A 26,950-nucleotide genomic window follows, 5' to 3' on the forward strand; every position below is an offset into this window, starting at 1 on the left:
GTCTGCGCTGTACCTGTGGGAGCCGGTTTGCCGGCGATGGGCCGCAAAACGATTACCTGACTGGTATTAACCCTGAGGTCGGGTTTCTCGTGTCATCAGGCCATCATCCCGCCCGGCGCAGCAACCATAAGCCCGCCAGTGCACACACACCGGCCGGGATCACCACCGCCAACAGCGGCGGGAAGCCGAACACCTGGCTCGAAGGGCCAAGCAGGTCGCCGGCAATACGGAACACAAAGCCCACCAGTACGCCAGTGAACACGCGCTGGCCGAGGGTCACCGAACGCAGCGGCCCGAAGATGAACGAAATCGCCATCAGGACCAACGCCGCGGTCACCGCCGGCTGCAGCACCTTGGTCCAGAATGCCAGCCAGTAACGGGCATTGTTCAGGCCCTGGTCGGACAGGTAATGGATGTAGTCCCACAGCCCGGTGATCGACAGCGACTCCGGGGCCAGCACCACGGTATTGAGCAGTTGTGGGGTCACCGAGACATCCCAGCGTTCTGCCGAGCTCTTCACCACTTCGGTGTGATCGCCACGGAAGTAGGTGGTGCTGACATCGCTGAGTACCCAATGATCGCTCTCATAACGCGCCCGGCGCGCGAAACTCGACGTGACGATCTTGCGCTCGTCGTCGAAGCGGTAGCGGGTCACACCCAGCAACAGGCCATTGGGCTGTACCGAGTTGATATGCACGAACTCATCACCCTGGCGGTGCCACATGCCGCGCTTGGAGCTCTGCGCCTCACCGCCGCCCTGGGCCAGGGAACGGTCGGCCTGGGCCTTGTTCTCGCTGATTGGCGCCACGTACTCGCCAATCAGCAGGCCGACCAGCATCAGCACCAGCATCGGCTTCATCACCGCCCAGACGATGCGCCCGATGGAAACCCCGGCGGCACGCATGATGGTCAGTTCGCTGCTGCTGGCCAGGCTGCCCAGGCCGATCAGGCAGCCGATCAGTGCCGCCATCGGCAACATGTCGTAGAGCCGGCGGGGCGCTGTAAGAAGCGTGAACCAGCCAGCATCCATGACGGTATAGGTATCGCTCAGGTCGCTCATTTCGTCGATGAAGGCGAACAACGAAGCCAGGCCCAGAATGATGCCCAGTACGGCCAGGATGGCCATCAGCACGCTCTGGCCGATGTAGCGGTCGAGTTTAACCATGGGCCACCTCCGCACGACGGGCGGCACGCTTGAGCCGTAGCGGCTCCCAGTACATCAGGCCCAGGCCGATGAGCAGGAACAGGCCATGCACCCACCACATGCCTAGGGCGATCGGCAGCTTGCCTTTCTCCAGAGCGCCACGTACGGAAATCAGCATCGTCAGGTAGGCCATGTACAGAAGAATCGCCGGCAGCAGCTTGAGGAAGCGGCCCTGGCGTGGATTGACCCGGGACAGCGGCACTGCCAGCAGGGTCACGATGAATACCAGGATCGGCAAGGAGATGCGCCATTGCAGCTCGGCACGTTCGCGTAGCCCGGCATTGCCGATCAGTTGGGAGGTAGGAATGGCTTCACGCTCGGTCACTTCCTCACTGACTTCAGGCTTGGGCAACAGCACGCCATAGGTGTCGTACTTGATCGCCCGGTAATCGGCCTGGCCAGGGTTGCCGTCATAGCGGTAGCCATTCTGCAACACCAGATAGCGATTGCCGTCGGCCTGCACTTCCTGATGGCCCTTTTCGGCTACCAGCACGGACGGTGCACGGTCCTTGGTCTTGTCCTGGTTGAAGCGCTTCTCGGAGATGAACACACCGGTGAGGTTGCTGCGATCATCGGTCAGCTCCTCGGTGTAGGTCACCCGCGAACCGTCGCGCAGGGTCTGGAAGCGGCCCGGCACCAAGGTATCGAACTCGGTCAGGGCATCCTGCTGGCCAATGATCTGCTGCACCTGGGCAACGCCCAGTGGCGCCAGGCTCAGGCTCAGCCAGGCCACCAGCAAGGCGACCAGCGCTGCAGGTGCCATGGTCAGGCCGAGCAGGCGTTGCTGGCTCATGCCGGTGGCCGACAGCACGGTCATCTCGCTTTCCAGATACAGCCGGCCATAGGCCAGAAGGATGCCGAGGAACAGCCCCAATGGCAGGATCAGTTGCAAGAAACCGGGCAGGCGGAAGCCCATGATCAGGAACAGCACGCTCGGGTCGAGCACGCCCTGGGCCGCCTGGGCCAGGTACTTGATGAAACGCCCGCTCATGATGATCACCAGCAGCACTGCGCTGACGGCGCTCAAGGTCACCAGGACCTCGCGGGAGAGATAACGAAAGACGATCAAACCAGACACTCCTGGGTTGTCAGGGGCGGACTGCCAAACAAAGGCTTACGACAGCCAAGACCAATGCCGGTTCGCCGGGGGCGAACCTCCTTGTAAAGTGCGCGCATTATCCTGTGATTGGCCGCGCCTGTCACTTGGCCGCGCATCAAGGCTGACAACGGGGTTGTCAGCACGCTTGCCGCAGGCTCAAACTGGCAGCTTTTCCACTGGCCCGCGACCACGCGGCCAGGCCCGCCCAGAGCGCAAGAACTCAAAGCGCCAACTGCACAGATCATTCGGGGACCCTGACATGGAACTGGTTGTAAAAAGCGTAGCTGCTGCATCCGTAAAAACCGCCACCCTGGTCGTACCGGTCGGCGAAGGGCGCAAGCTCGGCGCCGTTGCCAAAGCTGTCGACCTGGCCACCGACGGTGCCATCAGTGCCGTGCTCAAGCGTGGCGACCTGGCCGGCAAGCCAGGCCAGACGCTGCTGCTGCAAAACCTGCCTGGCCTCAAGGCCGAGCGCGTACTGCTGGTGGGCAGCGGCAAGGACGAAGCCCTCGGTGACCGCGCCTGGCGCAAACTGGTCACCAGCGTTGCCGGCGTGCTGAAAGGCCTCAACGGCAGCGACGCGGTACTGGCACTGGACGACATCGCCGTCAGCAACCGTGATGCCCACTACGGCAAATACCGCCTGCTGGCCGAAACCCTGCTCGATGGCGAATACGTGTTCGACCGTTTCAAGAGCCAGAAAGCCGAGCCACGCGCGCTGAAAAAGATCACCCTGCTGGCCGACAAGGCCGGCCTGGCCGAAGTGGAGCGCGCGGCACACCACGCCACCGCCATCGCCACCGGCATGGCCTTCACCCGCGACCTGGGCAACCTGCCGCCGAACCTCTGCCACCCGAGCTACCTGGCCGAGCAGGCCAAGGAGCTGGGCAAGGCTCACAAAGGCCTCAAGGTCGAAGTGTTCGACGAGAAGAAGATCAAGGACCTGGGCATGGGCGCGTTCTACGCGGTCGGCCAGGGCAGCGAACAGCCGCCACGCCTGATCGTCCTGCAATACCAGGGCGCCAAGAAGAGCGACAAACCGTTCGTGCTGGTCGGTAAAGGCATCACCTTCGACACCGGCGGCATCAGCCTCAAGCCCGGTGCCGGCATGGACGAGATGAAGTACGACATGTGCGGCGCCGCCAGCGTGTTCGGCACCCTGCGCGCCGTACTTGAACTGAAGCTGCCGATCAACCTGGTATGCATCCTGGCCTGCGCCGAGAACATGCCGAGCGGCAACGCCACCCGGCCGGGCGACATCGTCACCACCATGAGCGGGCAGACCGTTGAAATCCTCAACACCGACGCCGAAGGCCGCCTGGTGCTGTGCGATGCACTGACCTACGCCGAACGTTTCAAGCCACAAGCGGTGATCGACATCGCGACCCTGACCGGCGCTTGCATCGTTGCCCTGGGCAGCCACACCGCAGGCCTGCTGGGCAACAACGACGAGCTGATCGGCCAGTTGCTCGACGCCGGCAAGCGCGCCGACGACCGCGCCTGGCAGCTACCGCTGTTCGATGAGTACCAGGAGCAGCTGGACAGCCCGTTCGCCGACATCGCCAACATCGGTGGGCCGAAGGCCGGCACCATCACCGCCGCCTGCTTCCTGTCGCGGTTCGCCAAAGCCTACAACTGGGCGCACCTGGACATCGCCGGCACCGCCTGGGTCAGCGGGGGCAAGGACAAGGGCGCCACCGGCCGCCCGGTTCCGCTGCTGACCCAGTACCTGCTCGACCGCGCCAGCGCCTGATGCCGTGAGGCCGGTGATGCCCCAAGGCGTCACCGGCCGGCAGAGCGAACCATGAGTAAAGTCGATTTCTACATCCTGCCCACCGACTCGCTGTCGGCACGACTGGATTTCGCCTGCAAGCTGTGCGAAAAGGCCTGGCGCCTCGGCCACCGGGTCTACCTGCATTGCCAGGACGCCGAACAGCGCAGCGAGCTGGACCAACGCCTGTGGCGCTTCAAGGGCGAAGCGTTCGTACCCCACGACCTGGCGGAGGCACATGCCGACGCCACAGTGGCCTTGGGTGTGTCCGACAACGCCGGCGAGCATCGGGACCTTCTGATAAACCTGGGCGCTGATGTGCCCGGCTTTGTCGGGCAATTCGAGCGGGTTGCCGAAATCGTTGTCGAGCAAGCGGATATCCGCCAATCGGCCCGCGAACGATTCCGTTTCTACCGCGAACAGGGCTATGCTCTGCAAGACCACCGCTTACAGCGACTTTGACGACGATGGACAAGCCTTCCGCCCTACCCGATTCCGCCCATCTGCTCGACGACCTCGAGTCGATTCGCCAGTTGCTGGGCGACGCCGACCTGCAACCACCGCTGCTCACCGAGACGGTGGAACAGATTCCGCTGCTGCTCGACACCCCGGCCGGCAACACCCTGCCAGCACCTGAACCGGCTGCAGCACCCGACGAAGCAGAACCCGAAGAAGACCCGCAGACCCGCCGCCAGGACACACTGCTGCACCTGGAGGCCGAGCTACGCGCCGCAGCGCAATTGATCATGCAGGACGTGATCAACGACTTCACCCCGCATATCGAAACCGAGATCAAGCGCCGGCTCGATGCGCGTATCGAGCGGCTGATCAAGCGTTCTGAATAAGCCTGACAAACGCGGCGCACTCTTCGCGGATTTACCCCGCGAAGAGTGCCCATAGGTCTTGCAGCTTGTCGCTTGAAGCTCGCAGCTCCGTTATACTTCCCGGCTTTCCCGAATAAATGCACAGGGTCCCGCCGCGCATGGATAAGACCTACCAGCCGCACGCCATCGAAACTTCCTGGTACAACACCTGGGAGTCCGAAAACTATTTCGCTCCACAAGGTGCAGGTGAGTCCTACACCATCATGATCCCGCCACCGAACGTGACGGGCAGCCTGCACATGGGCCACGGTTTCAACAACGCGATCATGGACGCCCTGATCCGTTTCCGTCGCATGCAGGGCCGCGACACCTTGTGGCAGCCGGGTACCGACCACGCCGGTATCGCCACCCAGATGCTGGTCGAGCGCCAGCTCGAAGCCAAGGGCCAGAACCGTCACGACCTTGGCCGTGACGCCTTCCTGGACAAGGTCTGGGAATGGAAAGAGCAGTCTGGCGGCAACATCAGCCGGCAGATCCGTCGCCTGGGCTCGTCGGTAGACTGGAGCCGCGAACGCTTCACCATGGATGACGGCCTGTCCGAAGCGGTCAAGGAAGCCTTCGTGCGCCTGCACGAAGACGGCCTGATCTACCGTGGCAAGCGCCTGGTCAACTGGGACACCAAGCTGCACACGGCCATCTCCGACCTCGAAGTGGAAAACCATGACGAGAAAGGCCACCTGTGGAACCTGCGTTACCCGCTGGCCGACGGTGCCAGAACTGCCGACGGCCAGGATTACCTGGTGGTTGCCACCACCCGCCCGGAAACCCTGCTGGGTGACGCTGCGGTAGCGGTCAACCCGAACGATGAGCGCTACCAGGCACTGATCGGCAAGTTCGTCGAGCTGCCGCTGGTCGGCCGTCGCATCCCGATCATCGCCGATGACTACTGCGACCCCGAGTTCGGCACCGGCTGCGTGAAGATCACCCCGGCCCACGACTTCAATGACTATGAAGTCGGCAAGCGCCACAACCTGCCGCTGCTCAACATCTTCGACAAGAACGCCCTGGTGCTGCCCGCCGCCCAGGCGTTCAACCTCGATGGCAGCGTCAATGAGCAAGCGGACACTCGCCTGCCCGCCCAGTACGCCGGCCTCGACCGCTTCGTCGCGCGCAAGCAGATCGTCGCCGACCTGGACGCTCAGGGGCTGCTGGTCAGCATCGACGACCACGCTTTGAAAGTACCAAAGGGCGACCGCTCCGGCACGATCATCGAGCCATGGCTGACCGACCAGTGGTACGTTTCCACCAAGCCGCTGGCCGAACCTGCGATTGCCGCCGTTGAAGATGGCCGCATCCAGTTCGTGCCCAAGCAGTACGAAAACATGTACTTCTCCTGGATGCGCGACATCCAGGATTGGTGCATCAGCCGTCAGCTGTGGTGGGGCCACCGGATCCCGGCGTGGTACGACGAGGCCGGCCAGGTCTATGTCGGCCGCAACGAAGCCGAAGTGCGCGCCAAGCACGACCTGGGCGCCGACGTGGTACTGCGCCAGGACGACGACGTGCTCGACACCTGGTTCAGCTCGGGGCTGTGGACCTTCTCCACCCTCGGCTGGCCGGAGCAGACCGAATTCCTCAAGAAATTCCACTCCACCGACGTGCTGGTCACAGGCTTTGACATCATCTTCTTCTGGGTTGCCCGGATGATCATGCTGACCATGCACCTGATCAAGAACGAGGATGGCACGCCGCAGGTCCCGTTCAAGACCGTGTACGTGCACGGCCTGGTACGTGACGGCCAGGGCCAGAAGATGTCCAAGTCCAAGGGCAACGTGCTCGACCCGCTGGACATCGTTGACGGCATCACCCTGGACGCCCTGCTGGAAAAACGCACCAGCGGCATGATGCAGCCCAAGCTGGCCGAGAAAATCGCCAAGCAGACCAAGGCCGAGTTCCCGGAAGGCATTGCCAGCTACGGCACCGACGCCCTGCGCTTCACCTTCTGCTCGCTGGCCTCCACTGGCCGCGACATCAAGTTCGACATGGGCCGCGTCGAAGGCTATCGCAACTTCTGCAACAAGATCTGGAACGCCGCCCGCTATGTGCTGGACAAAGGCGAGGACTGCGGCCAGAACGGCGAAGCCTATGAACTGTCGCTGGCCGACCGCTGGATCATCTCGCAGCTGCAGCGCACCGAAGCCGAAGTGACCCGCCAGCTCGAGCAGTTCCGTTTCGACCTGGCCAGCCAGGCCCTGTACGAGTTCATCTGGAACCAGTACTGCGACTGGTATCTGGAACTGTCCAAGCCGGTACTGTGGGACGAAAACGCTCCGGTAGAGCGCGCCCGCGGCACCCGTCGCACCCTGGTGCGCGTGCTGGAAGTGGCGCTGCGCCTGGCTCATCCGTTCATGCCGTTCATCACCGAAGAAATCTGGCAGCGCATCGCGCCGCTGGCAGGCATCGACGGCAAGACCATCATGCTGCAGCCGTGGCCAGTGGCCAACGAAAGCCGCATCGATACCGCCGCCGAAGGCGATATCGAATGGCTCAAGGAGCTGATGGTCGGCCTGCGTAACATCCGCGCCGAAATGAACATCGGCCCGGGCAAGCCCCTGCCACTGTTCCTGAAGAACGCCAACGCCGACGACCAGCGCCGCCTGCAGGAAAACGAAGCCCTGCTCAAGAAGCTGGCCAAGGTCGAGTCGTTCACCGTGCTCGGCGAGGCCGACGAAGCGCCGCTGTCGGCCACCGCACTGGTGGGCGATCTGCAGGTGCTGGTGCCGATGGCCGGCCTGATCGACAAGGACGCCGAGCTGGCTCGCCTGAACAAGGAAATCCAGCGCCTGCAAGGTGAAGTGCAACGCGTCGGCGGCAAGCTGTCGAACGCCGCCTTCGTCGACAAGGCACCGCCTGCGGTGATCGAGAAGGAGCGCGCCAAGCTGGCCGAGTCCGAGCAGGCCCTGGCCAACTTCACCGAGCAGCATGCGCGGATCGCTGCGCTGTAACAGTTACATCGCTGACTGACCGGCGGGGGCTTCGCCCCCGATCGCGACACAGGGCCGCCCCTACAGATTCGATGCCGGATTCAACGGCACCGCTTCCTGTAGGAGCGGCCTTGTGTCGCGAAAGGGCCGCACAGCGGCCCCAGGCCAGCGATGCCCATTTGGATTCAAGCATGACCCAGAAACCCACCCTGCACCCGCGCAACCGCCATCAGGGGCGCTACGACTTCCCCAGCCTGATCAAGGCCCACCCGGACCTGGCCCGTTTCACCATCACCAACCCCCACGGCAAACCCAGCATCGACTTCGCCAACCCCGAAGCCGTGCGGGTGTTCAACCGCGCCTTGCTCAAGGCCCAGTACGGCATCCAGCACTGGGACATTCCCGCCGATTACCTGTGCCCGCCGATACCCGGCCGCGCCGACTATATCCACGTCGCCGCCGACCTGTTGGCCGAGGACAACGCTGGCGAAGTGCCCAAAGGCGCTCAGGTGCGCGCCCTGGACATTGGCGTGGGTGCCAACTGCATCTACCCGCTGCTCGGCCACAGCGATTACCGCTGGCGCTTCCTCGGCTCGGACATCGACCCGGTGGCACTGGCCTCGGCCAAGGCGATCGTCCAGGCCAACAACCTGAGCAAAGCCATCGCACTACGTCAGCAGAACAACGCCAAGCTCATTCTCGGCACCCTGCTCGAGGAAGACGAACGCTTCGACCTGACCTTGTGCAACCCGCCCTTCCACGCCTCACGCGAGGAAGCCACCCGTGGCAGCCAGCGCAAGTGGAAGAACCTCGGCAAACAGGACCCCAAGCGCAAGCTGCCCGTGCTCAACTTCGGCGGGCAGAACAACGAGCTGTGGTGTGAAGGTGGCGAGATCCGCTTCGTCAGCCAGCTGGTTGGCGAAAGCGTGCAGTACGCTTTGCAAGTGCTGTGGTTCACCAGCCTGGTGTCCAAGGCCGGCAACCTGCCCGGCATCGAAGCGGCGCTGAAAAAGGCCGGCGCCAAGGCCGTACGGATCGTTGAGATGGGCCAGGGGCAGAAACAGAGCCGTATGGTCGCATGGAGCTTCCACGACCATGGCCAACGCCAGGCCTGGAACGAGCGACGCAAATCACAGGCATGAAAAAACCGCGCCCGGGCAAGCCGGGCGCGGTTTGGTCAATGCATCAACGAATTACTTGTTGATAGCGTCGGTCAGCGACTTGGCCGGCACGAACTTGACGACTTTCTTGGCAGCGATTTCGATGGCGGCGCCAGTCGAAGGGTTGCGGCCGGTACGGGCAGGACGCTCGGAGACTTTCAGCTTGCCGATGCCTGGCAGGGTGATTTCAGCGCCGTTTTCCAGCTGGTCGGCAACGATCTGGCCCAGTTGCTCCAGAGCGTTTTTGGCGGTGGCTTTCGGCTGAGCGATCGACTCGGCGATATCGGCAATCAGTTGGTCTTTGGTCAATGCCATGGTGGTGTTCCTTCCCTATCAAATTCAGTGGTTATGCAGCGCTCTACGACGTTATCGGGCCAGCCCCTGAAGTTTGGAGGGCCGCGCCAATCGGGCATGTAGATGCGTAAATCGGCGTTTGGTTCGACACGGAACGAGCGCGCTGCCAGCAATGCGCCACCCGAGGTGCGCAAGACCGCGCAAAGCTACCACAGGAATGGATAAATATCCGCTGCCCGCTTCAATTTAGTGCAGGTTTTTCGGGGGTTTTAGCCAAATTCGCAAAAAATTGAACAAAAAAACAACAACCGGCATTTCTGCCAACATCCGGCCACTGCATCACCTGTCGTCTGGGGTAAACTTGACGACTTTTGCAGCGCGGCGCCTGGCCGCCCACGACTGACCGAGAATTCCATGCCAATCCGTCATTGCATCGTTCACCTGATCGACAAGAAGCCCGATGGCAGCCCCGCCGTGCTGCATGCACGGGATACCGAGCTGGGCGCATCGGACGCTATCGAAAACCTGCTGGCCGACCTCAACGACAGCTACAACGCCAAGCAGGGCAAAGCCTGGGGCTTCTTCCACGGCGAATCCGGCGCCTACCCGCTGAGCGGCTGGCTAAAGCAGTACCTGGAACAGGAAAAGGACTTTGCCGCCTTCAGCCGCGTTGCCGTCGAGCATCTGCAAAAGCTGATGGAAGAATCCAACCTGTCCACCGGCGGCCACATCCTTTTCGCCCACTACCAGCAAGGCATGACCGACTACCTGGCCATCGCCCTGCTGCACCACAGCGAAGGCGTGGCGGTGAACGCCGAACTGGATGTGACGCCCTCGCGTCACCTGGACCTCGGCCAGTTGCACCTGGCGGCACGTATAAACCTGTCGGAGTGGAAGAACAACCAGAACTCCAAGCAGTACATCTCGTTCATCAAGGGCAAGAATGGCAAGAAGGTTTCGGATTACTTCCGCGACTTCATCGGCTGCCAGGAAGGCGTCGACGGCCCAGGCGAAACCCGCACCCTGCTCAAAGCCTTCAGCGACTTCGTTGAAAGCGAGGACCTGCCAGAAGAAGCCGCACGCGAAAAGACCCAGACCCTGGTCGACTACGCTACCACCCAGACCAAACTGGGCGAGCCGGTAACCTTGGAAGAGCTGTCCAGCCTGATCGACGAAGACCGCCCCAAGGCCTTCTACGACCACATCCGCAACAAGGACTACGGCCTGTCGCCAGAGATCCCGGCGGACAAACGCACCCTCAACCAGTTCCGCCGCTTCACCGGGCGCGCCGAAGGCCTGTCGATCAGCTTCGAAGCGCACCTGCTGGGGGACAAGGTGGAATATGACGAGGTGGCGGGCACACTGATCATCAAAGGCCTGCCGACGCAGCTGGTAGACCAGCTCAAGCGCCGCAAGGACTGATCAACCGCTGGCATAGGAGGCGACCAAAGCCTCCTTCGCGGCCTTGCGCAACTTCTTCACCAGGCGCTCCTGGCGCAATGCCTCGCCCTTGTCCGGCCATTGCTCGACGTAGACCAGCGCCTGCGCCGGGCTGGTCTTGAAATAACGCGCCCCCTGCCCTTTCTGATGCGCCATGAAACGCCGCTGCGGATCATCACTGATGCCGCAGTACAGCGAACCATTGGCAGCCCTCACCAGGTAGACATACCAAGGTTTGCAGATGGGGTTCTCGGATACGTCGCTCACGATGCTTGTGCCTGGCTGCAAAGCCGACAGCTTAACCGCTCAGTTCGCCTGCTGGAACGCACGCAGCCCTTTGAACGCCTGCTGGCGCACCTTGTTCTGCAGCATGGGCGACCACCCCAGCAACACACCGGGTGCACCCAGCGCCTGACGCGACCAGCGCCACAGGTCGAAGCTGTCGTCATGCTGGCAGATCAACCCGTCGCGGATGACGAAGCGCGCCTGGATATCGTTGACCACGGTACGGCCGGTCTGGCTGAACAAGTAGGTCGCCACCCAATGTGCACAGGCGCTGCGCTCGTCTGCGCGGACCTGGTCGAACGTCAGCGAGAAGTCCTTGGCGCGGGTGGTGAGCATACGCCACATGTCACCGGCATCACGGCCGCGCAGGGTACCGAAAACCGGGTCACTGAAGACGATGTCATCGCTGTAGCAAGCCACCATCGCTTCGGCGTCCAGCCGCTGGAAAGCTTGATAGAAGCGGGTGATCAGGTCACGGTTGGCGTCGCTCATGGGCAGGCCCGTCCTGGGAATGGAAAGCTGCACGATAATCCGTGGGCACAGGCAATGCCATGCCCATTTACAACATGAATGCCAGGTGGCTCCATGCAGGCTTCAGAGCCTTTCGCTACTGACTTTGACATGCAGCGCCCGCCCTGCCCCGAGGCCGAACACGATGGCCCCCACACCCAATACGGCAAAGATCCAGCCCACTGCGGCCCAGCCGCCCGTCATGTCATGTACCAAGCCCACCGCAAAGGGGCCCATGGAGGCAAGGGTGTAACCCACGCCCTGGGCCATGCTCGACAGGTTGGCCGCCACGTGGGCGTCTTTCGAACGCAGCACGATCAACGTCAGCGCCAAGGCAAAAGTACCGCCCTGCCCCAGGCCCAGCAGCACCGCCCAGCCCCACAGGCCAGACAGCGGCGCATACAGGCAGCCGAACAGGCCGGCCAGGGTAATGAGCATGACTAGCACGATTGCCAGCCGCTGGTCTTTGCCCCGCGTGGCCAGCCAGGGTGCACTCAGCGAGCTGACCAGTTGCACGATCACCGAGCCGGAGAGCACCAGGCCCGCCTCGGTCGGGCTCAGACCACGGCCAATGAGGATAGACGGCAACCAGCCGAAAACGATATACGCCAGCGACGACTGCAACCCCATGTACAAAGTCACTTGCCAGGCCAGTGGATCGCGCCACAGCCCTCTCACTCGGTAAGCCACCTTGTGCAGGCCATGCCCCTGGCGCGCCTGGGGCAACCAGACCAGCATGGCCAGTAATGCAGGGATCATCCAGAAACCCAGGCCCAAAGCCCAACTGCCGTGCAAATGCTCGGTCAGCGGTACGGTGGCGCCTGCCGCCATGGCTGCGCCCAGGCAAAGGGCCATGGTGTAGACCCCCGTCAAGGTGCCGGCATGCTTGGGAAAATCACGTTTGACGATGCCAGGCAACAGCACACCGATGATGCCAATGCTGGCACCGGCCATGATGCTGCCAAGAAATACCCCGGTCGCCCCCCAAGCACTGCGCAGAACGATGCCCAGCGCCAGCGTCAGCAAGATGCCGACGATCACCCGCTCGCTGCCCCAGCGCCGCGCAAGCAGCGGTGCAAGCGGCGCGAACAGCCCAAGGCAGAGCACTGGCAAGGTCGTCAGCAGCCCCGCCTGAGAGGCACTAAGGCCAAGGCTTTCACTGACCAGGCCAAGTACCGGGGCCATGCTCGACAGCGCGGGGCGCAGGTTCAGGGCGACCAGTACCAGGCCCAACAGCAGCAACCAGGGCCGCTGCAGCACCACAGGCTGGGCCTGCACTTGCGCATCATCGGCTTCGGCATCGATCAGCAGTTCATCCAGCTCGCGCTCGCGGGCAGGTGTGTCACGGGTCATTGGTTCAGCCATGGCCTTCTCGTGGTCAGGATTCGATGAGGGTCCGGCTCAGGCCCTTGGCCCGCTCCGGATCGCGTTGTTCGATGGCGTCGAGGATCTGGCCATGCAGATCGAAAGTGGCCTGACAGCGCGGGACAGTGGCCATGTTGTGCTGCAACGCGGCAGCCACGACACCCGAGAAATAGCGGTACAACTCGCTCAGCGCCGGGTTGTGTGCAGCGTCGATCAGGCGTTGGTGGAACGCCAGGTCGCAACTGATATAAGCATCCACATCACCATGAAAATGTTCGGCGCTGCCTTTTAGCGCGATGCGCAGGGCATGCAAGTCGTCATCGGTACGCCGCAGTGCTGCCAGGCCTATCGCCTCGGTTTCGAGGATGTGCCGCGTTTCCCTCGCCTGCTCCAGCGTGCAGCGGGACATTGCCTGCACCGCCTGCAGTGGGTCCTGGCAAGTACGCAGGTAACTGCCGTCTCCCTGGCGGATTTCCACCAGGCCGCTGAAGGCCAGCACGCGCATGGCCTCACGCACGGTATTGCGGCTGATGCCCAACTCCAAAGCCAGCTCCGGCTCGGTGGGCAGGCGCTGCCCTACCCGCCAGTCACCTTGGAGAATGCGCTCACGCATGCGCTCCACCGCGAGCTCTACCAAGGATCGCTTGGTCAATTCACTGCCCATGCCTAATCAACCAATCATCCGACGAATTTGCGTATGTTAAGCCAGCGTGGGGGGCAGATCAAATCACCGCGCCGGCCAAACCAGTGGGGCCGCTATGCGGCCCCACTGGATATCAGCTCAGCGCATCAATCAGCGCCTGGTTCATTTCTGGCGTACCGATGGTGATACGCAGGAACTGGGCAATCCGCTGTTGCTTGAAGTGGCGCACAATCACACCTTGCTCACGCAGACGTGCCGCCAGCTGCGCCGCATCCTCCTGCGGGTGGCGGGCGAAGATGAAGTTGGCCGCCGATGGCAGCACCTCGAAACCCTTGGCAGTCAACTGCTCCACCAGTGCCTCACGGCTGTCGATCACCTTGCGGCAGGTGTCTTCGAAGTACGCCTGGTCTTCGAATGCCGCAGCGGCACCGACGATCGCCATGCGGTCCAGTGGATACGAGTTGAAGCTGTTCTTGATCCGCTCCAGCGCCTCGATGAGGTCCGGGTGCCCTACCGCCAGGCCAACCCGCAGGCCCGCCAGCGAGCGCGACTTCGACAGGGTCTGGGTCACCAGCAGGTTGTCGTAGCGGTTCACCAGGCTGATAGCCGTCTGGCCACCAAAGTCGATATAGGCTTCATCGACCACCACCACCGAGTCGCGGTTGGCCTGCAACAACTGCTCGATTGCCTGCAGCGGCAACAGGCAACCGGTCGGCGCATTCGGGTTGGGGAAGATGATCCCGGCGTTAGGCTTCTGGTAGTCCTCGACACGGATCTGGAACTGTTCATCCAGCGCCACAGGCTCGAACGGGATGCCATACAGGCCGCAGTAGACCGGGTAGAAGCTGTAGCTGATGTCCGGGAACAACAGCGGGCCGCCGTGCTGGAACAGGCCGTGGAAAATGTGCGCCAGCACCTCGTCCGAGCCGTTGCCTACGAACACCTGCCCAGTGGTTACACCGTAATACTCGGCTACCGCCTGCTTGAGCCGGTCACCATTGGGGTCCGGGTACAGCCGCAGGTTGTCGTTCAGCTCGCCGCGCATGGCCTCCAGCGCCTTGGGCGACGGGCCATAGGGGTTTTCGTTGGTATTGAGCTTGACCAACCGGGCCAGCTTGGGCTGCTCCCCGGGGACGTAAGGCACCAGGTCCTTGACGAAGGGGCTCCAGAATCGACTCATGCTCAGTTCCCCTTGTCTTGGGTCAGGATACGGTATTCGGCGCTGCGGGCGTGGGCGGTCAGCGACTCGCCACGGGCCAGGACCGAGGCAGTGTGGCCCAGCTCGGATGCACCCTGCTCGGAGCAGAAGATGATCGACGAACGCTTCTGGAAGTCATAAACACCCAGTGGCGACGAGAAACGCGCGGTACCGGAAGTCGGCAGCACATGGTTGGGGCCGGCGCAGTAGTCGCCGAGCGCTTCGCTGGTGTGACGGCCCATGAAGATCGCGCCCGCGTGACGGATCTGCCCCAACCAGGCCTGCGGATCGGCGACCGACAGCTCCAGGTGTTCGGGGGCAATGCGATTGGCCACCTCGATGGCTTGCTGCATGTCGCGCACCTGGATCAACGCGCCCCGGCCATTGATCGATTTCTCGATGATCTCGGCGCGCTCCATGGTTGGCATCAGCTTGTCGATGCTGGCAGCCACACGGTCGAGGAATTCGGCATCCGGGCTGACCAGAATGGCCTGGGCATCTTCGTCGTGCTCGGCCTGCGAGAACAGGTCCATGGCAATCCAGTCGGGGTCCGTCTGGCCGTCGCACACCACGAGGATTTCCGAAGGGCCGGCAATCATGTCGATACCCACCTGGCCAAACACGTGGCGCTTGGCGGTGGCCACGTAGATGTTGCCTGGGCCGACGATCTTGTCTACCTGTGGCACGCTCTCGGTGCCATATGCCAGGGCCGCGACCGCTTGGGCACCACCGACGGTGAACACGCGGTCGACACCTGCGATGCAGGCTGCAGCCAGGACCAGCTCGTTGACTTCACCGCGCGGCGTAGGCACCACCATGACCACTTCAGCCACGCCCGCGACCTTGGCCGGGATGGCGTTCATCAGTACCGACGACGGATAGGACGCTTTTCCGCCAGGTACATACAAGCCGGCGCGATCGAGCGGGGTAACCTTCTGGCCCAATACGGTACCGTCGGCCTCGGTGTACTGCCAGGAGTCCTGCTTTTGCCGCTCGTGGTAGATACGCACGCGCTCGGCGGCCTTCTCCAGGGCGGTACGCTGGGCGTCGGTGATGCGGGTCAGGGCCAGTTCCAGACGTTCACGCCCAAGGATCAGGTCGTTGATGGACGTAGCGCTTACACCATCGAAACGCTGGGTGAATTCCACCAGCGCCGCATCGCCGCGCTCGCGCACGGCCTTGATGATGTCGAGCACGCGCTGGTTGACCGCGTCATCGGACACACTTTCCCAGCTCAGCAGATGATCCAGATGTCGGGCGAAATCCGGATCAGCGGCGTTGAGACGGGCAATTGCAGTGGACACGGTCATGGCGAGGGCCTCGATTATTAGCGAATGCTCAGGCGCCCTAGGCTACCAGTCCATCCGCGCGGGCACCCGAGAAAAGTGGCTATGACGCGGATAGACGGGCGCGACAGCAGAGGTCGCGCGTTCGAGTCAGCCGCGGTGTCGCGTTTCGACAGCGTGACGCAGGGTGTCGATCAGGCTCTGGATGCGGGCATGCTGCATCTTCATGGATGCCTTGTTGACCACCAGGCGCGAGCTGATCGTGGCGATCAGGTCCTGGGGCTCCAGGCCATTGGCGCGCAGGGTGTTGCCGGTGTCGACCACGTCGATGATCTTGTCGGCGAGCTTGATCAGCGGCGCCAGCTCCATCGAACCGTACAGTTTGATGATGTCGACCTGGCGGCCTTGCTCGGCATAGTAGCGCTTGGCTACGTTGACGAACTTGGTGGCAACGCGCAGGCGGCCCTTGGGCTCGGGAGCACCGACCACGCCTGCGGTCATCAGTTTGCAGCGGGCGATCTGCAGGTCCAGCGGCTCATACAAGCCCTGGCCGCCGTACTCCATCAGCACGTCCTTGCCCGCCACACCGAGGTCGGCGGCACCATGCTCGACATAGGTCGGCACGTCGGTGGCGCGCACGATCAGCAGACGCACGTCGTCCTGGGTGGTTGGAATGATCAGCTTGCGGCTCTTGTCCGGATTCTCGGTCGGCACGATACCGGCCTCGGCCAGCAATGGCAGGGTATCGTCGAGGATGCGGCCTTTGGAAAGCGCGATGGTCAACATTGGAACGTCGGTCCTTAAGCGGCTACAACCGACCCGGTCAGCGACCCGGCCGTGTTCAATTCAATGGGCGCATCCTTGCGCCGACGAGGCACTAGCCCGGTACGCGACGGATCTTCGCACCCAGCATCTGCAGTTTCTCTTCGATACACTCGTAACCACGGTCGATGTGGTAGATGCGGTCGATCAAGGTATCGCCTTCGGCGACCAGCGCCGACAGCACCAGGCTGGCGGAAGCACGCAGGTCAGTGGCCATGACCGGTGCACCCTTGAGTGCCGGCACGCCCGTGACGATGGCGGTGTTGCCCTCGACCTGGATATGCGCGCCCATGCGGTGCATTTCGTACACGTGCATGAAGCGGTTCTCAAAGATCGTCTCGATGACCGCGCCGGTGCCTTCGGCAATGGCGTTGAGCGAGATGAACTGTGCCTGCATGTCGGTCGGGAACGCCGGGTACGGGGCGGTACGCAGGTTGACGGCTTTTGGCCGCTTGCCATGCATGTTCAGCTCGATCCAGTCCTCGCCGGTGGTCAGGTCGGCACCCGCTTCCTTGAGCTTTTCCAGCACGGCTTCAAGGATGGTCGGGTCGGTGTCCTTGACCTTGACGCGGCCACCGGTCACGGCAGCGGCAACCAGGTAAGTACCGGTCTCGATACGGTCGGGCATGACGCGGTAGCTGGCCGAGTGCAAACGCTCGACGCCATCGATGGTGATGGTGTCGGTACCCGCGCCTTGCACGTTGCCGCCCATGGCATTGATGAAGTTGGCCAGGTCGACCACTTCCGGCTCGCGTGCGGCGTTTTGCAGCACGCTGCGGCCCTTGGCCAGGGCAGCAGCCATCATGATGTTTTCGGTACCGGTCACGCTGACGGTATCGAAGAAGAAGTGCGCACCGCGCAGGCCGCCTTCAGGTGCCTTGGCCTTGATATAGCCGCCTTCGACTTCGATCTTTGCACCCATGGCTTCCAGGCCGCGGATGTGCAGGTCGACCGGGCGCGAACCAATGGCGCAGCCGCCTGGCAGGGCCACTTCGGCCTCGCCGAAACGGGCAACCATCGGGCCAAGCACCAGGATCGAGGCGCGCATGGTCTTGACCAGCTCGTAAGGTGCGACCAGGGTCTTGATGGTGCGTGGGTCGATTTCCACCGCCAGCTTTTCGTCGATCACAGGCTCGATGCCCATGCGGCCGAACAGCTCGATCATGGTGGTGATGTCGTGCAGGTGTGGCAGGTTGCCCACGGTGACCGGGCCGTCAGCCAGCAGGGTCGCTGCCAGAATCGGCAGGGCCGCGTTCTTCGCGCCCGAAATGCGGATCTCGCCGTCAAGGCGAGCGCCGCCAGTAATAATCAGTTTGTCCATTGGAGTCTCGCCGCCAAGTTGGCTCAGGTGCGCTCAGCCCAGGCTGCGCTGCTGAAAAATTTCATGGTTACCGCATGGATGCTACCGTTGGCGATCCAGGGATTAAGGTGAGCATAGATCGCCTGCTGACGCTTGACCGGGCTCAGGCCAGCCAACTCGTCGCTGATCACGTTCAACTGGAAGTTGCAGCCTTCGCCTTCAACTTCGACCCGGGATCCCGGCAATTTTTCTTCAAGGAAGCTCTTAACTTCTACAGCCTGCATGCTCAACCTCAATCGGCGCCCGATGCGCACGGGTCGGCCATCATACAAAAAAGCCCCTCGCCTGCGAAGCCCACCGAGGGCGTGCGCTGACCGAGGGGCCTCCATCAGTGGCAAGCCATCAGCCCGCCAGCACTTCATCGAGGTCATAGACCTCGGCAATTTCCCGCATGTCGTCGGGCATCCCGCGGACCTCGCATGCCTTGCCGCCGGCCTGGCCATCGCGGATGAACGCCAGCAGCAGCGACAGCCCGACACTGGAAGACTTCTCCACCGCCGTGCAATCGATTATCAGGCGGGGCTCGCGGGAAGCTTCGACCAGCGCCTTGCCTTGCTTGCGCAAGGCCGGGCCGCTGCGGTAGTCCAGCACACCGACCAGGCGCAACACGCCCGGTTCGGCCATGTTCACGCCGCCCTCGCTCATTGCACAGCCTTGTCAGACGAAGTGTCGGCAGTCTGCTTGGCCTTGGCCACTTCGCCGGCCCAGCCGTCGATGGTCTTGTCCAGATTGTTGCCGTTACGCTGCATGGCGTCGGCGAACTGGTCGCGGAACAGCTTGCCGATGTTGATACCGTTGACGATGACGTTGCGTACCTTCCACTCGCCACCCAGGTTTTCCATGGTGTACTGCACCGGGTAGACGGCACCGTTATTGCCAGTCACCTTCATGCCGACGCTGGCGCGCTTGCCGTCATCGGCTTTGGCCGGGTCGACGGTAATGCCTTGGTTGTTGTATTCCAGCAGGGCGTTGCCATAGAACTGCATCAGGCTGCGCTTGAAGTTTTCCTGGAAGCGCTGCATCTGCTCAGGCGTGGCCTTGCGCGAGTACTTCACGGTCATGATGCTTTTCGAAATACCGTCGGCATCGACCACCGGGCCAAGGATGCGGTTGAGCGCCTCGTAGAAGGCCTGCGGGTTGGACTTGTACTGCTCCTTGTTGGACTTGAGGTCACCCAGCAATTCATTGGTCGTGCCCTGCACCACATCGTGCGGAGACTGCCCGGGCGCTGCGAATGTCAGCAGGGGAAAGGCCGCCAGCAGGACCAGCAGGCCACGTCGCAGGATCGAAATCATGGAAACTCCTTAATTAGCCGGTTGTGCTTCTTTCGGTTCCTTGCCCACGGTATTGAGCAGGAACTTGCCAATCAGATCTTCCAGTACCAGCGCCGACTGGGTGTCATGGATGGTTGCGCCTTCCTTGAGCACCTCTTCCTCACCGCCGACACTGATGCCGATGTACTTCTCGCCAAGCAGACCGGCGGTCAGGATCGAAGCAGTGGAGTCCGTCGGCAGGTTGTCGACTTTGCCGTCCAGCTGCAGGGTCACCCGGCCGGTGTAGGAATCACGGTCCAGATCGATGGCGGTGACCTTGCCGATCGTCACACCGGCCATGGTCACTTTAGCTCTGACCGTCAAACCGGCGATATTGTCGAAGTAGGCATAAACTTTATAGGTATCGCTGCTCGGGCTGGCCGATAGCCCGCTGACACGCAGGGCCAGCAGCAGCAACGCCAGGATCCCGGCCAGAAGGAACAGGCCGACACCGATTTCCAGGGTGCGGTTTTGCATCAGAAATCTCCAAACATCAAGGCGGTCAGAATAAAGTCCAGACCCAGTACAGCCAACGAGGCATAAACCACGGTCTTGGTGGTGGCACGGCTGATCCCTTCTGAGGTGGGCTCGCAGTCATACCCTTGGAATACGGCGATCCAGGTCGTGACGAAGGCGAACACCAGGCTCTTGACCAGCCCGTTGAGCACGTCGTCGGTAAAGGAAACACTGTTCTGCATGTTGGCCCAGAACGAGCCTTCGTAGACGCCCAGCCAGTCCACAGCGACCCACGAGCCACCCCAGATGCCGACCACGCTGAAGATCAGCGCCAGCAGCGGCAACGAAATGAAACCGGCCCACAGGCGTGGCGCAACGATGTACTTGAGCGGGTCGACACCGATCATCTCGAGGCTCGACAGTTGCTCGGTGGACTTCATGTTGCCGATTTCGGCGGTCAGCGCCGAACCTGCCCGGCCCGCGAACAGCAGTGCGGTAACCACTGGGCCCAGCTCGCGCAGCAGGGTCAGGGCGACCATCTGCCCCACCGCCTGCTCGGAGCCGTACTTGGTCAGGATGCTGTAACCCTGCAGTGCCAGCACCATGCCGATGAACACACCGGACACCGCGACGATCGCCAGCGACAGCACGCCCACCGAATACAGCTGTTTGGTCAGCAGCTGAAAACCGCCGCCGATGCCGCCACGGCCGACCAGTGCATGGAACAGGAACAGGCAGGAACGCCCGAGCACGGCCAGCACGTCGATCGCCGAGCGACCAAACAGGCGGATACGTTCAAGCAAGGATTTTCTGCGCATCAACGCGCCCCCAACAGATCGGCGCGGTAGTCAGGCGCAGGGAAGTGGAATGGCACCGGGCCGTCCGGATCGCCCTTCATGAACTGGCGAATACGCGGATTGTCCGAGCCCATCAGCTCATCGGGCGTGCCCTGGCCCAGCACCTGGCCGTCACCCACTACGTAGATGTAGTCGGCGATACTGGCGGTTTCGGCCAGATCGTGGGATACCACGATGCTGGTGATACCCAGCGCGTCATTGAGCAGCCGGATCAGGCGTACCAGTACACCCATGGCGATCGGGTCCTGGCCGACGAACGGCTCGTCATACATGAGGATCTGCGGATCCAGCGCAATCGCCCGGGCCAGCGCCACGCGCCGTTTCATGCCTCCGGACAGTTCGTCGGGCATCAGGTCGATGGCACCACGCAAGCCCACGGCCTGCAGCTTCATCAACACGATGTCGCGGATCATCTCGTCCGACAGCTGGGTGTGCACGCGCAGCGGGAAGGCAACGTTCTCGAACACATCGAGGTCGGTGAACAGGGCACCGCTCTGGAACAGTACTCCCATCTGCTTGCGCGCATCGAACAGGTCGCTGCGCGACAGGCTCGGCAGGTTCTGCCCGGCAACCCATACTTCACCAATGGACGGACGCAACTGCGCGCCCATCAGGCGCAACAGCGTGGTCTTGCCGCAACCCGACGGCCCCATGATGCCGGTGACCTTGCCACGCGGAATGCGTATGTCGACATTGCTGAAAATGCTGCGCGAACCGCGCTTGAAGGTGACGCCCTTCAACTCGACCGCGTAGGCGCTATCCACACTCATCTAGACTCCTTGCTAGTACAGCCATGTCCTAATGGACGCCGGCCCTCATCTTGAAGACACACGCGCCCCTGGCGGGCCGAATAGCGGCGAACTATAGCACCGCTGACAGGGTGGCCCCAAGGCCATGGAGCGAGTCGTTCAGGCCAGCGACAGGCTTCGATGTCTTTTCATTGCACAATCGAAAGGGTGAGGCTTTCTTACATTGCGGCTATAATCGCCGCCTTTTCATCAGGCATTGCTTTTCGACATGAGCCAATCCAGTGAGCTGATCCAGTCCGCCCAGCGCACCCTGCGCCTGGAAATCGAGGCCGTACAAGGTTTGACGGCCAGCATCGATGCCAACTTCGTCAAGGCCTGCGAGCTGATCCTGGCGAGCAAGGGCCGCGTCGTGGTGGTCGGCATGGGCAAGTCTGGGCATATCGGCAACAAGATCGCCGCAACCCTGGCCAGCACCGGCACGCCGGCGTTTTTCGTGCATCCGGCTGAAGCCAGCCATGGCGACATGGGCATGATCACCCGTGGCGATATCATCCTGGCCCTGTCCAATTCCGGCAGCACCGCCGAAATCGTCACCTTGCTGCCGCTGATCAAGCGCCTTGGCATCGAGCTCATCAGCATGACCGGCAACCCCGACTCCCCGCTGGCCCAGGCCGCCGAGGTCAACCTCGATGCCCGTGTCGCCCATGAGGCTTGCCCACTGAACCTGGCGCCCACCTCATCGACCACGGCAGCACTGGTGCTGGGCGACGCCCTGGCCATTGCCCTGCTCGAAGCGCGCGGCTTTACCGCAGAAGACTTCGCCTTCTCGCACCCCGGTGGCGCACTGGGCCGCCGCCTGCTGCTCAAGGTCGAGAACGTCATGCACGCTGGCACCGAACTGCCCCAGGTACAACGTGGCACACTGCTCAAGGACGCCCTCCTTGAAATGTCCCGCAAAGGCCTGGGCATGACCGTGGTCGCCGAAGCGAACGGCACGCTGGCCGGGATCTTCACCGACGGCGACCTGCGCCGCAGCCTGGACCGCAACATCGACGTGCACACTACCCTGATCGACCAGGTCATGACCGTGCACGGCAAGACAGCCCGCGCCGAGATGCTCGCCGCCGAAGCACTGAAGATCATGGAAGACCACAAGATCAGCGCCCTGGTGGTGGTGGACAAGGACGACCGCCCGGTCGGTGCCCTGAACATGCACGACCTGCTGCGCGCAGGCGTGATGTAAATGAGAACGACGCAAATGACCCAGAACCTGATGCAGCGCGGCAAGGCCATCAAGCTTGCCGTGTTCGATGTGGACGGTGTGCTCACCGATGGCCGCCTTTACTTCCTCGAAGATGGCAGCGAATTCAAGACGTTCAACACCCTCGACGGCCAAGGCATCAAGATGCTGATGGCTTCGGGCGTGACCACGGCAATCATCAGCGGGCGCAAAACCCCGGTGGTCGAGCGTCGCGCAAAAAACCTCGGCATCCCGCATCTGTTTCAGGGCCGCGAAGACAAACTGGTGGTGCTCGACGGCCTGCTCGCCGAACTGGGCCTAAGCTATGAGCAGGTCGCCTATCTGGGCGACGACCTGCCCGACCTGCCGGTCATTCGCAAGGTCGGCCTGGGTATCGCCGTGGCCAATGCAGCGCCCTTCGTTCGCCAGCATGCCGACGGCGTGACCCAGGCACGCGGCGGCGAGGGCGCCGCTCGCGAATTCTGTGAGCTTATCATGCAGGCCCAGGGCACCCTGGACGCTGCCAACGCCAACTACCTGTAGGTTGCCCATGTTCAGCAAGAAAGCCCGCAATATTGCGCTGCTCGCGGTGATCGCCGCCCTGCTGGCGGCAATAGGCTACTGGAATGTCAGCCCCGAGAGCTTCCTCGACAAGCCGGTAGCGCAGGTCGACGAAAGCGCGATCGACTATTATGCGATCAACGCCCACAGCGTACAGTTCTTGCCCGATGGCAAGCTGCAGTATGAAATGACCGCCGACAAGGTCGAACACCTCAAGGCCACCGAGGTCACACTGGTGACCACGCCCGACCTGCATATGTACCGCGGCACCGAATACCCCTGGCACATACAGAGCGTGCGCGCCGAGGTCAACCCGGACGGCACCGAGGTCGAACTGATCGACAAGGTGCGCGTGGCCCGCACCGATGAGAAGCAGCGTGAGACCATCATTACCAGCTCACGCATGACCGTGTTCCCGCAGAAGCAATATGCGCAGACCGAGCAAGCCGTTAGAATCGACGGCGCCGGTGGCACAACTACGGGCAAAGGAATGAAAGCGTATTTGAAAGAAGGCAGGATGGACCTGCTCTCTAACGTAAGAGGACAGTATGAGGCTCGTTAAAACCCTCCCCCTTTTGCTCAGCCTGAGCGCAGCACTGGGAAGCGCGAGCGCCTTCGCCCTGCCGACCGACCGTGACCAGCCTATCCGCATCCAGGCCGACAACGCGCACCTGGACGACAAGCAAGGCGTAGCCACCTACACCGGTGACGTGATCATCACTCAGGGCTCGATGATGATCAAAGGCAATACCGTGACCATGACCCGCGCCGCCAACGGTGACATCGACGTGGTCACTTCGGTGGGCAACCTGGCCTATTTCGAGCAGCAGCAGAGCGCCGCCAAGCCTGACAAGATGAAAGGCTGGGCCGTGACCATCCAGTATCAGGCGCAAAAGGACACCGTGATTCTCACCGACCGCGCCAAGGTCGAAAACGAAGGCAACACCACCGAAGGCGAGAAGATCGTCTACAACACCAAGTCCCAGGTTGCGACCGCCGGTCGCGGCGGCAACGTGACCCAGCCACGTCAGCGCATCGACATGGTGATCCAGCCGAAGAAGAAGGCCGAGTAAATGGCAACCCTCAAAGCCCAGCACCTGGCCAAGAGCTACAAAGGGCGTCAAGTCGTGCGTGACGTCAGCCTGTCGATCGACAGCGGCCAGATCGTCGGCCTGCTAGGCCCCAACGGCGCAGGCAAGACGACCTGCTTCTACATGATCGTCGGCCTGGTCCAGGCCGACCAGGGGCGCGTGCTCATCGACAACCTCGATGTCAGCCATCAGCCCATGCACGGGCGCGCACGCGCCGGCATCGGCTACCTGCCGCAGGAAGCTTCGATCTTCCGCAAGCTGTCGGTGGCCGACAACATCATGGCCATCCTCGAGACCCGCAAGGAGCTCGACCGTGAGGGCCGCCGCAAGGAGCTGGAAAGCCTGCTGCAGGAGTTCCACATCAGCCACATCCGCGACAACCTCGGCATGAGCCTTTCCGGCGGCGAGCGTCGCCGTGTCGAGATCGCACGCGCCCTGGCAACCGCCCCCAAGTTCATCCTGCTGGACGAACCCTTCGCTGGCGTCGACCCCATTTCGGTCGGTGACATCAAGCAGATCATCCACCACCTCAAGGCCAAGGGCATCGGCGTACTGATCACCGACCACAACGTCCGCGAGACCCTGGATATCTGCGAAACCGCCTATATCGTCAATGACGGGCAACTGATCGCCGAGGGCGATGCGCAGACCATCCTGGCCAACGAACTGGTCAAGGAAGTTTACCTGGGTCACGAGTTCCGACTCTGATTCAGGGACGCGCCAGGAGCACTGGTTTTACAGCCTTGAATGGGCTTAAGTTGTTACAGTGCTCTAGGCAAACGCTACAATTTAAGGCATAAAACTTGCTTGAAATTGGCGCTCCGGCGCCCTCGTGTAGTGGATGGCGCATGCGCGCCGGCGAACAAGGTATTAGCCCCTGCCATGAAACCATCGCTCGTCCTAAAAATGGGCCAGCAACTGACGATGACCCCGCAGTTGCAACAGGCCATCCGCCTACTCCAGCTCTCTACCCTGGACCTTCAGCAGGAAATCCAGGAAGCGCTGGAGTCCAATCCGATGCTCGAACGTCAGGAAGACGGCGAAGACTTCGACAACAGCGACCCGATGGCGGATAACGCCGAGAGCAAGCCGGCCGCCGAAGTCCAGGACAACAGCTTTCAGGAAAGCACCGCCAGTGCCGAGACCCTGGAAGACGGTGAGTGGAACGAGCGCATCCCCAATGAGCTTCCGGTCGACACGGCCTGGGAAGACATCTACCAGACCAGCGCCAGCAGCCTGCCGAGCAACGATGACGACGAGTGGGACTTCACCACCCGCACATCAGCCGGCGAAAGCCTGCAAAGCCACCTGCTGTGGCAGCTGAACCTGGCACCGATGTCCGATACCGACCGCCTGATCGCAGTCACCCTTATCGACAGCATCAACGGCCAAGGTTATCTGGAAGACACGATCGAAGAGATCTGCGCCGGTTTCGATCCGGAGCTGGATATCGAACTGGACGAAGTCGAAGCGGTGCTGCACCGTATCCAGCAGTTCGAGCCTGCAGGCGTCGGCGCACGCAACCTGGGCGAGTGCCTGTTGCTGCAACTGCGCCAACTTCCGGCCAGCACACCATGGATGGCCGAGGCCAAGCGCCTGGTCACCGAGTTCATCGACCTGCTCGGCGGGCGCGACTACAGCCAGCTGATGCGCCGCATGAAGCTCAAGGAAGACGAGCTGCGCCAGGTCATCGAGCTGGTTCAGAGCCTCAACCCGCGCCCGGGATCGCAAATCGAGTCCAGTGAGCCGGAATACGTGGTGCCCGATGTCATCGTGCGCAAGGACAGCGATCGCTGGCTGGTCGAACTGAACCAGGAAGCGATCCCGCGTCTGCGGGTCAACCCGCAATATGCCGGCTTCGTCCGCCGGGCCGACACCAGCGCCGACAACACCTTCATGCGCAACCAGTTGCAGGAAGCACGCTGGTTCATCAAGAGCCTGCAAAGCCGCAATGAAACACTGATGAAAGTCGCCACACAGATCGTCGAGCATCAGCGCGGTTTCCTGGACCACGGCGACGAGGCAATGAAACCCCTGGTACTGCATGACATCGCCGAAGCCGTGGGCATGCACGAGTCGACCATCTCGCGGGTGACCACGCAGAAATTCATGCACACGCCACGCGGCATCTACGAACTGAAATACTTTTTCTCAAGCCACGTCAGCACCTCCGAGGGCGGAGAATGCTCGTCCACGGCAATCCGCGCGATCATCAAGAAACTGGTTGCGGCGGAAAATCAGAAAAAGCCATTGAGTGACAGCAAGATCGCTGGTTTACTGGAGGCACAAGGCATCCAGGTAGCCCGTCGCACCGTCGCCAAATACCGCGAGTCTCTCGGCATCGCACCGTCGAGCGAACGCAAGCGACTGATGTAGCCCCTCGGATCTGCCACAGCGTTTGTGGGGCAGGTGCAAGACCTGCCTCTTTATGCACGGGC

The 26,950-nt window shown here is 62.2% G+C and carries 29 protein-coding genes; 12 read left to right on the forward strand and 17 right to left on the reverse strand.

Going from position 1 to position 26,950, the window contains the following annotated elements:
• Positions 1 to 103: 103 nt before the first annotated feature.
• Complete coding sequence (gene lptG, locus JOE27_RS11685; protein ID WP_046784432.1) at positions 104 to 1,165, reverse strand: LPS export ABC transporter permease LptG; 1,062 nt, start codon at positions 1,163 to 1,165, stop codon at positions 104 to 106.
• Entirely contained in the window at positions 1,158 to 2,273 is a 1,116-nt protein-coding gene (lptF, locus tag JOE27_RS11690) for an LPS export ABC transporter permease LptF (RefSeq protein WP_012316049.1), read from the reverse strand. The genes lptG and lptF overlap by 8 nt, the downstream gene beginning before the upstream one ends.
• 289 nt (positions 2,274 to 2,562) lie before the next feature.
• On the opposite strand from lptF, the gene JOE27_RS11695 reads away from it, so the two are divergent.
• The 5 genes from JOE27_RS11695 (at position 2,563) to rlmF (ending at position 9,024) form a co-directional block, all read left to right on the forward strand.
• Positions 2,563 to 4,056: a leucyl aminopeptidase gene (locus tag JOE27_RS11695; protein ID WP_046784433.1), complete on the forward strand. Its 1,494-nt coding sequence runs from the start codon at positions 2,563 to 2,565 to the stop codon at positions 4,054 to 4,056.
• A 51-nt stretch (positions 4,057 to 4,107) separates the two neighbouring features.
• The gene (locus tag JOE27_RS11700) at positions 4,108 to 4,536 is read left to right on the forward strand and encodes a DNA polymerase III subunit chi (protein ID WP_115273953.1); all 429 of its coding nucleotides are present in this window, start codon (positions 4,108 to 4,110) and stop codon (positions 4,534 to 4,536) included.
• A gap of 5 nt (positions 4,537 to 4,541) precedes the next feature.
• Positions 4,542 to 4,919: a DNA polymerase III subunit chi gene (locus JOE27_RS11705; RefSeq protein ID WP_125923455.1), complete on the forward strand. Its 378-nt coding sequence runs from the start codon at positions 4,542 to 4,544 to the stop codon at positions 4,917 to 4,919.
• A gap of 137 nt (positions 4,920 to 5,056) precedes the next feature.
• Positions 5,057 to 7,903, forward strand: a complete 2,847-nt coding sequence (locus JOE27_RS11710; RefSeq protein WP_115273952.1) for a valine--tRNA ligase — start codon at positions 5,057 to 5,059, stop codon at positions 7,901 to 7,903.
• Between the two features lie 170 nt (positions 7,904 to 8,073).
• Entirely contained in the window at positions 8,074 to 9,024 is a 951-nt protein-coding gene (gene rlmF / locus JOE27_RS11715; protein WP_204918815.1) for a 23S rRNA (adenine(1618)-N(6))-methyltransferase RlmF, read from the forward strand.
• Positions 9,025 to 9,075: 51 nt separating this feature from the next.
• On the opposite strand, the gene JOE27_RS11720 is transcribed toward rlmF, so the two are convergent.
• On the reverse strand, positions 9,076 to 9,357 hold the full coding sequence (locus JOE27_RS11720; RefSeq protein ID WP_012316055.1) for an HU family DNA-binding protein: 282 nt from the start codon (positions 9,355 to 9,357) through the stop codon (positions 9,076 to 9,078).
• Between the two features lie 393 nt (positions 9,358 to 9,750).
• On the opposite strand from JOE27_RS11720, the gene yejK reads away from it, so the two are divergent.
• Entirely contained in the window at positions 9,751 to 10,758 is a 1,008-nt protein-coding gene (gene yejK, locus JOE27_RS11725) for a nucleoid-associated protein YejK (protein WP_012316056.1), read from the forward strand.
• Here yejK and JOE27_RS11730 read toward each other — a convergent pair whose 3' ends face one another.
• The 14 genes from JOE27_RS11730 to JOE27_RS11795 form a co-directional block, all read right to left on the reverse strand.
• Positions 10,759 to 11,046 (reverse strand): GIY-YIG nuclease family protein, encoded by a 288-nt coding sequence (locus tag JOE27_RS11730; protein WP_237859922.1) that lies wholly within the window; start codon positions 11,044 to 11,046, stop codon positions 10,759 to 10,761.
• A 36-nt stretch (positions 11,047 to 11,082) separates the two neighbouring features.
• On the reverse strand, positions 11,083 to 11,553 hold the full coding sequence (locus JOE27_RS11735; protein ID WP_046784437.1) for a nuclear transport factor 2 family protein: 471 nt from the start codon (positions 11,551 to 11,553) through the stop codon (positions 11,083 to 11,085).
• 102 nt (positions 11,554 to 11,655) lie between these two features.
• Complete coding sequence (locus JOE27_RS11740; RefSeq protein WP_115273949.1) at positions 11,656 to 12,936, reverse strand: MFS transporter; 1,281 nt, start codon at positions 12,934 to 12,936, stop codon at positions 11,656 to 11,658.
• 13 nt (positions 12,937 to 12,949) lie between these two features.
• Entirely contained in the window at positions 12,950 to 13,600 is a 651-nt protein-coding gene (locus JOE27_RS11745) for a FadR/GntR family transcriptional regulator (protein WP_115273948.1), read from the reverse strand.
• Positions 13,601 to 13,712: 112 nt separating this feature from the next.
• Positions 13,713 to 14,759 carry a histidinol-phosphate transaminase gene (hisC, locus tag JOE27_RS11750; RefSeq protein ID WP_039601749.1) on the reverse strand — a complete coding sequence of 349 codons (1,047 nt, stop codon included), beginning with the start codon at positions 14,757 to 14,759 and terminating at the stop codon, positions 13,713 to 13,715.
• A 2-nt stretch (positions 14,760 to 14,761) separates the two neighbouring features.
• A complete protein-coding gene (hisD, locus tag JOE27_RS11755; protein ID WP_046784441.1) occupies positions 14,762 to 16,087 on the reverse strand; it encodes a histidinol dehydrogenase in 1,326 nt (441 codons plus the stop codon).
• A 126-nt stretch (positions 16,088 to 16,213) separates the two neighbouring features.
• Entirely contained in the window at positions 16,214 to 16,849 is a 636-nt protein-coding gene (gene hisG, locus JOE27_RS11760) for an ATP phosphoribosyltransferase (protein ID WP_204918817.1), read from the reverse strand.
• Positions 16,850 to 16,940: 91 nt separating this feature from the next.
• Entirely contained in the window at positions 16,941 to 18,206 is a 1,266-nt protein-coding gene (gene murA, locus JOE27_RS11765; protein WP_012316064.1) for a UDP-N-acetylglucosamine 1-carboxyvinyltransferase, read from the reverse strand.
• Between the two features lie 23 nt (positions 18,207 to 18,229).
• The gene (locus JOE27_RS11770) at positions 18,230 to 18,469 is read right to left on the reverse strand and encodes a BolA family protein (protein ID WP_003255121.1); all 240 of its coding nucleotides are present in this window, start codon (positions 18,467 to 18,469) and stop codon (positions 18,230 to 18,232) included.
• A gap of 118 nt (positions 18,470 to 18,587) precedes the next feature.
• Positions 18,588 to 18,890: an STAS domain-containing protein gene (locus JOE27_RS11775; RefSeq protein WP_039601751.1), complete on the reverse strand. Its 303-nt coding sequence runs from the start codon at positions 18,888 to 18,890 to the stop codon at positions 18,588 to 18,590.
• Positions 18,887 to 19,540, reverse strand: a complete 654-nt coding sequence (locus tag JOE27_RS11780; protein ID WP_046784443.1) for an ABC transporter substrate-binding protein — start codon at positions 19,538 to 19,540, stop codon at positions 18,887 to 18,889. The genes JOE27_RS11775 and JOE27_RS11780 overlap by 4 nt, the downstream gene beginning before the upstream one ends.
• Before the next feature lie 9 nt (positions 19,541 to 19,549).
• Positions 19,550 to 20,035, reverse strand: coding sequence for an outer membrane lipid asymmetry maintenance protein MlaD (mlaD, locus tag JOE27_RS11785; RefSeq protein WP_012316067.1), 486 nt, complete (start codon positions 20,033 to 20,035; stop codon positions 19,550 to 19,552).
• Positions 20,035 to 20,832 (reverse strand): lipid asymmetry maintenance ABC transporter permease subunit MlaE, encoded by a 798-nt coding sequence (gene mlaE, locus JOE27_RS11790; protein ID WP_012316068.1) that lies wholly within the window; start codon positions 20,830 to 20,832, stop codon positions 20,035 to 20,037. Before mlaE ends, mlaD begins: the two co-directional genes overlap by 1 nt.
• Positions 20,832 to 21,641 carry an ATP-binding cassette domain-containing protein gene (locus JOE27_RS11795; protein ID WP_039601753.1) on the reverse strand — a complete coding sequence of 270 codons (810 nt, stop codon included), beginning with the start codon at positions 21,639 to 21,641 and terminating at the stop codon, positions 20,832 to 20,834. The genes mlaE and JOE27_RS11795 overlap by 1 nt, the downstream gene beginning before the upstream one ends.
• A 247-nt stretch (positions 21,642 to 21,888) precedes the next feature.
• Between JOE27_RS11795 and JOE27_RS11800 the strand changes: the two genes are divergently transcribed.
• From JOE27_RS11800 to JOE27_RS11825, 6 genes are all read left to right on the forward strand, one after another.
• Positions 21,889 to 22,863, forward strand: a complete 975-nt coding sequence (locus JOE27_RS11800; RefSeq protein ID WP_046784444.1) for a KpsF/GutQ family sugar-phosphate isomerase — start codon at positions 21,889 to 21,891, stop codon at positions 22,861 to 22,863.
• A 15-nt stretch (positions 22,864 to 22,878) separates the two neighbouring features.
• Positions 22,879 to 23,403 carry an HAD family hydrolase gene (locus tag JOE27_RS11805; RefSeq protein ID WP_039604821.1) on the forward strand — a complete coding sequence of 175 codons (525 nt, stop codon included), beginning with the start codon at positions 22,879 to 22,881 and terminating at the stop codon, positions 23,401 to 23,403.
• A gap of 7 nt (positions 23,404 to 23,410) precedes the next feature.
• Positions 23,411 to 23,983: an LPS export ABC transporter periplasmic protein LptC gene (gene lptC / locus JOE27_RS11810; protein ID WP_039604820.1), complete on the forward strand. Its 573-nt coding sequence runs from the start codon at positions 23,411 to 23,413 to the stop codon at positions 23,981 to 23,983.
• The gene (gene lptA / locus JOE27_RS11815) at positions 23,970 to 24,494 is read left to right on the forward strand and encodes a lipopolysaccharide transport periplasmic protein LptA (protein ID WP_012316073.1); all 525 of its coding nucleotides are present in this window, start codon (positions 23,970 to 23,972) and stop codon (positions 24,492 to 24,494) included. Before lptC ends, lptA begins: the two co-directional genes overlap by 14 nt.
• Complete coding sequence (gene lptB, locus JOE27_RS11820; protein WP_046784445.1) at positions 24,495 to 25,220, forward strand: LPS export ABC transporter ATP-binding protein; 726 nt, start codon at positions 24,495 to 24,497, stop codon at positions 25,218 to 25,220. It begins immediately after the preceding gene.
• A 174-nt stretch (positions 25,221 to 25,394) separates the two neighbouring features.
• The gene (locus JOE27_RS11825) at positions 25,395 to 26,888 is read left to right on the forward strand and encodes an RNA polymerase factor sigma-54 (protein ID WP_039602457.1); all 1,494 of its coding nucleotides are present in this window, start codon (positions 25,395 to 25,397) and stop codon (positions 26,886 to 26,888) included.
• Positions 26,889 to 26,950: the final 62 nt, after the last annotated feature.

The organism is Pseudomonas sp. M5 (genome assembly GCF_016907075.1).
GTDB lineage: Bacteria > Pseudomonadota > Gammaproteobacteria > Pseudomonadales > Pseudomonadaceae > Aquipseudomonas > Aquipseudomonas putida_E.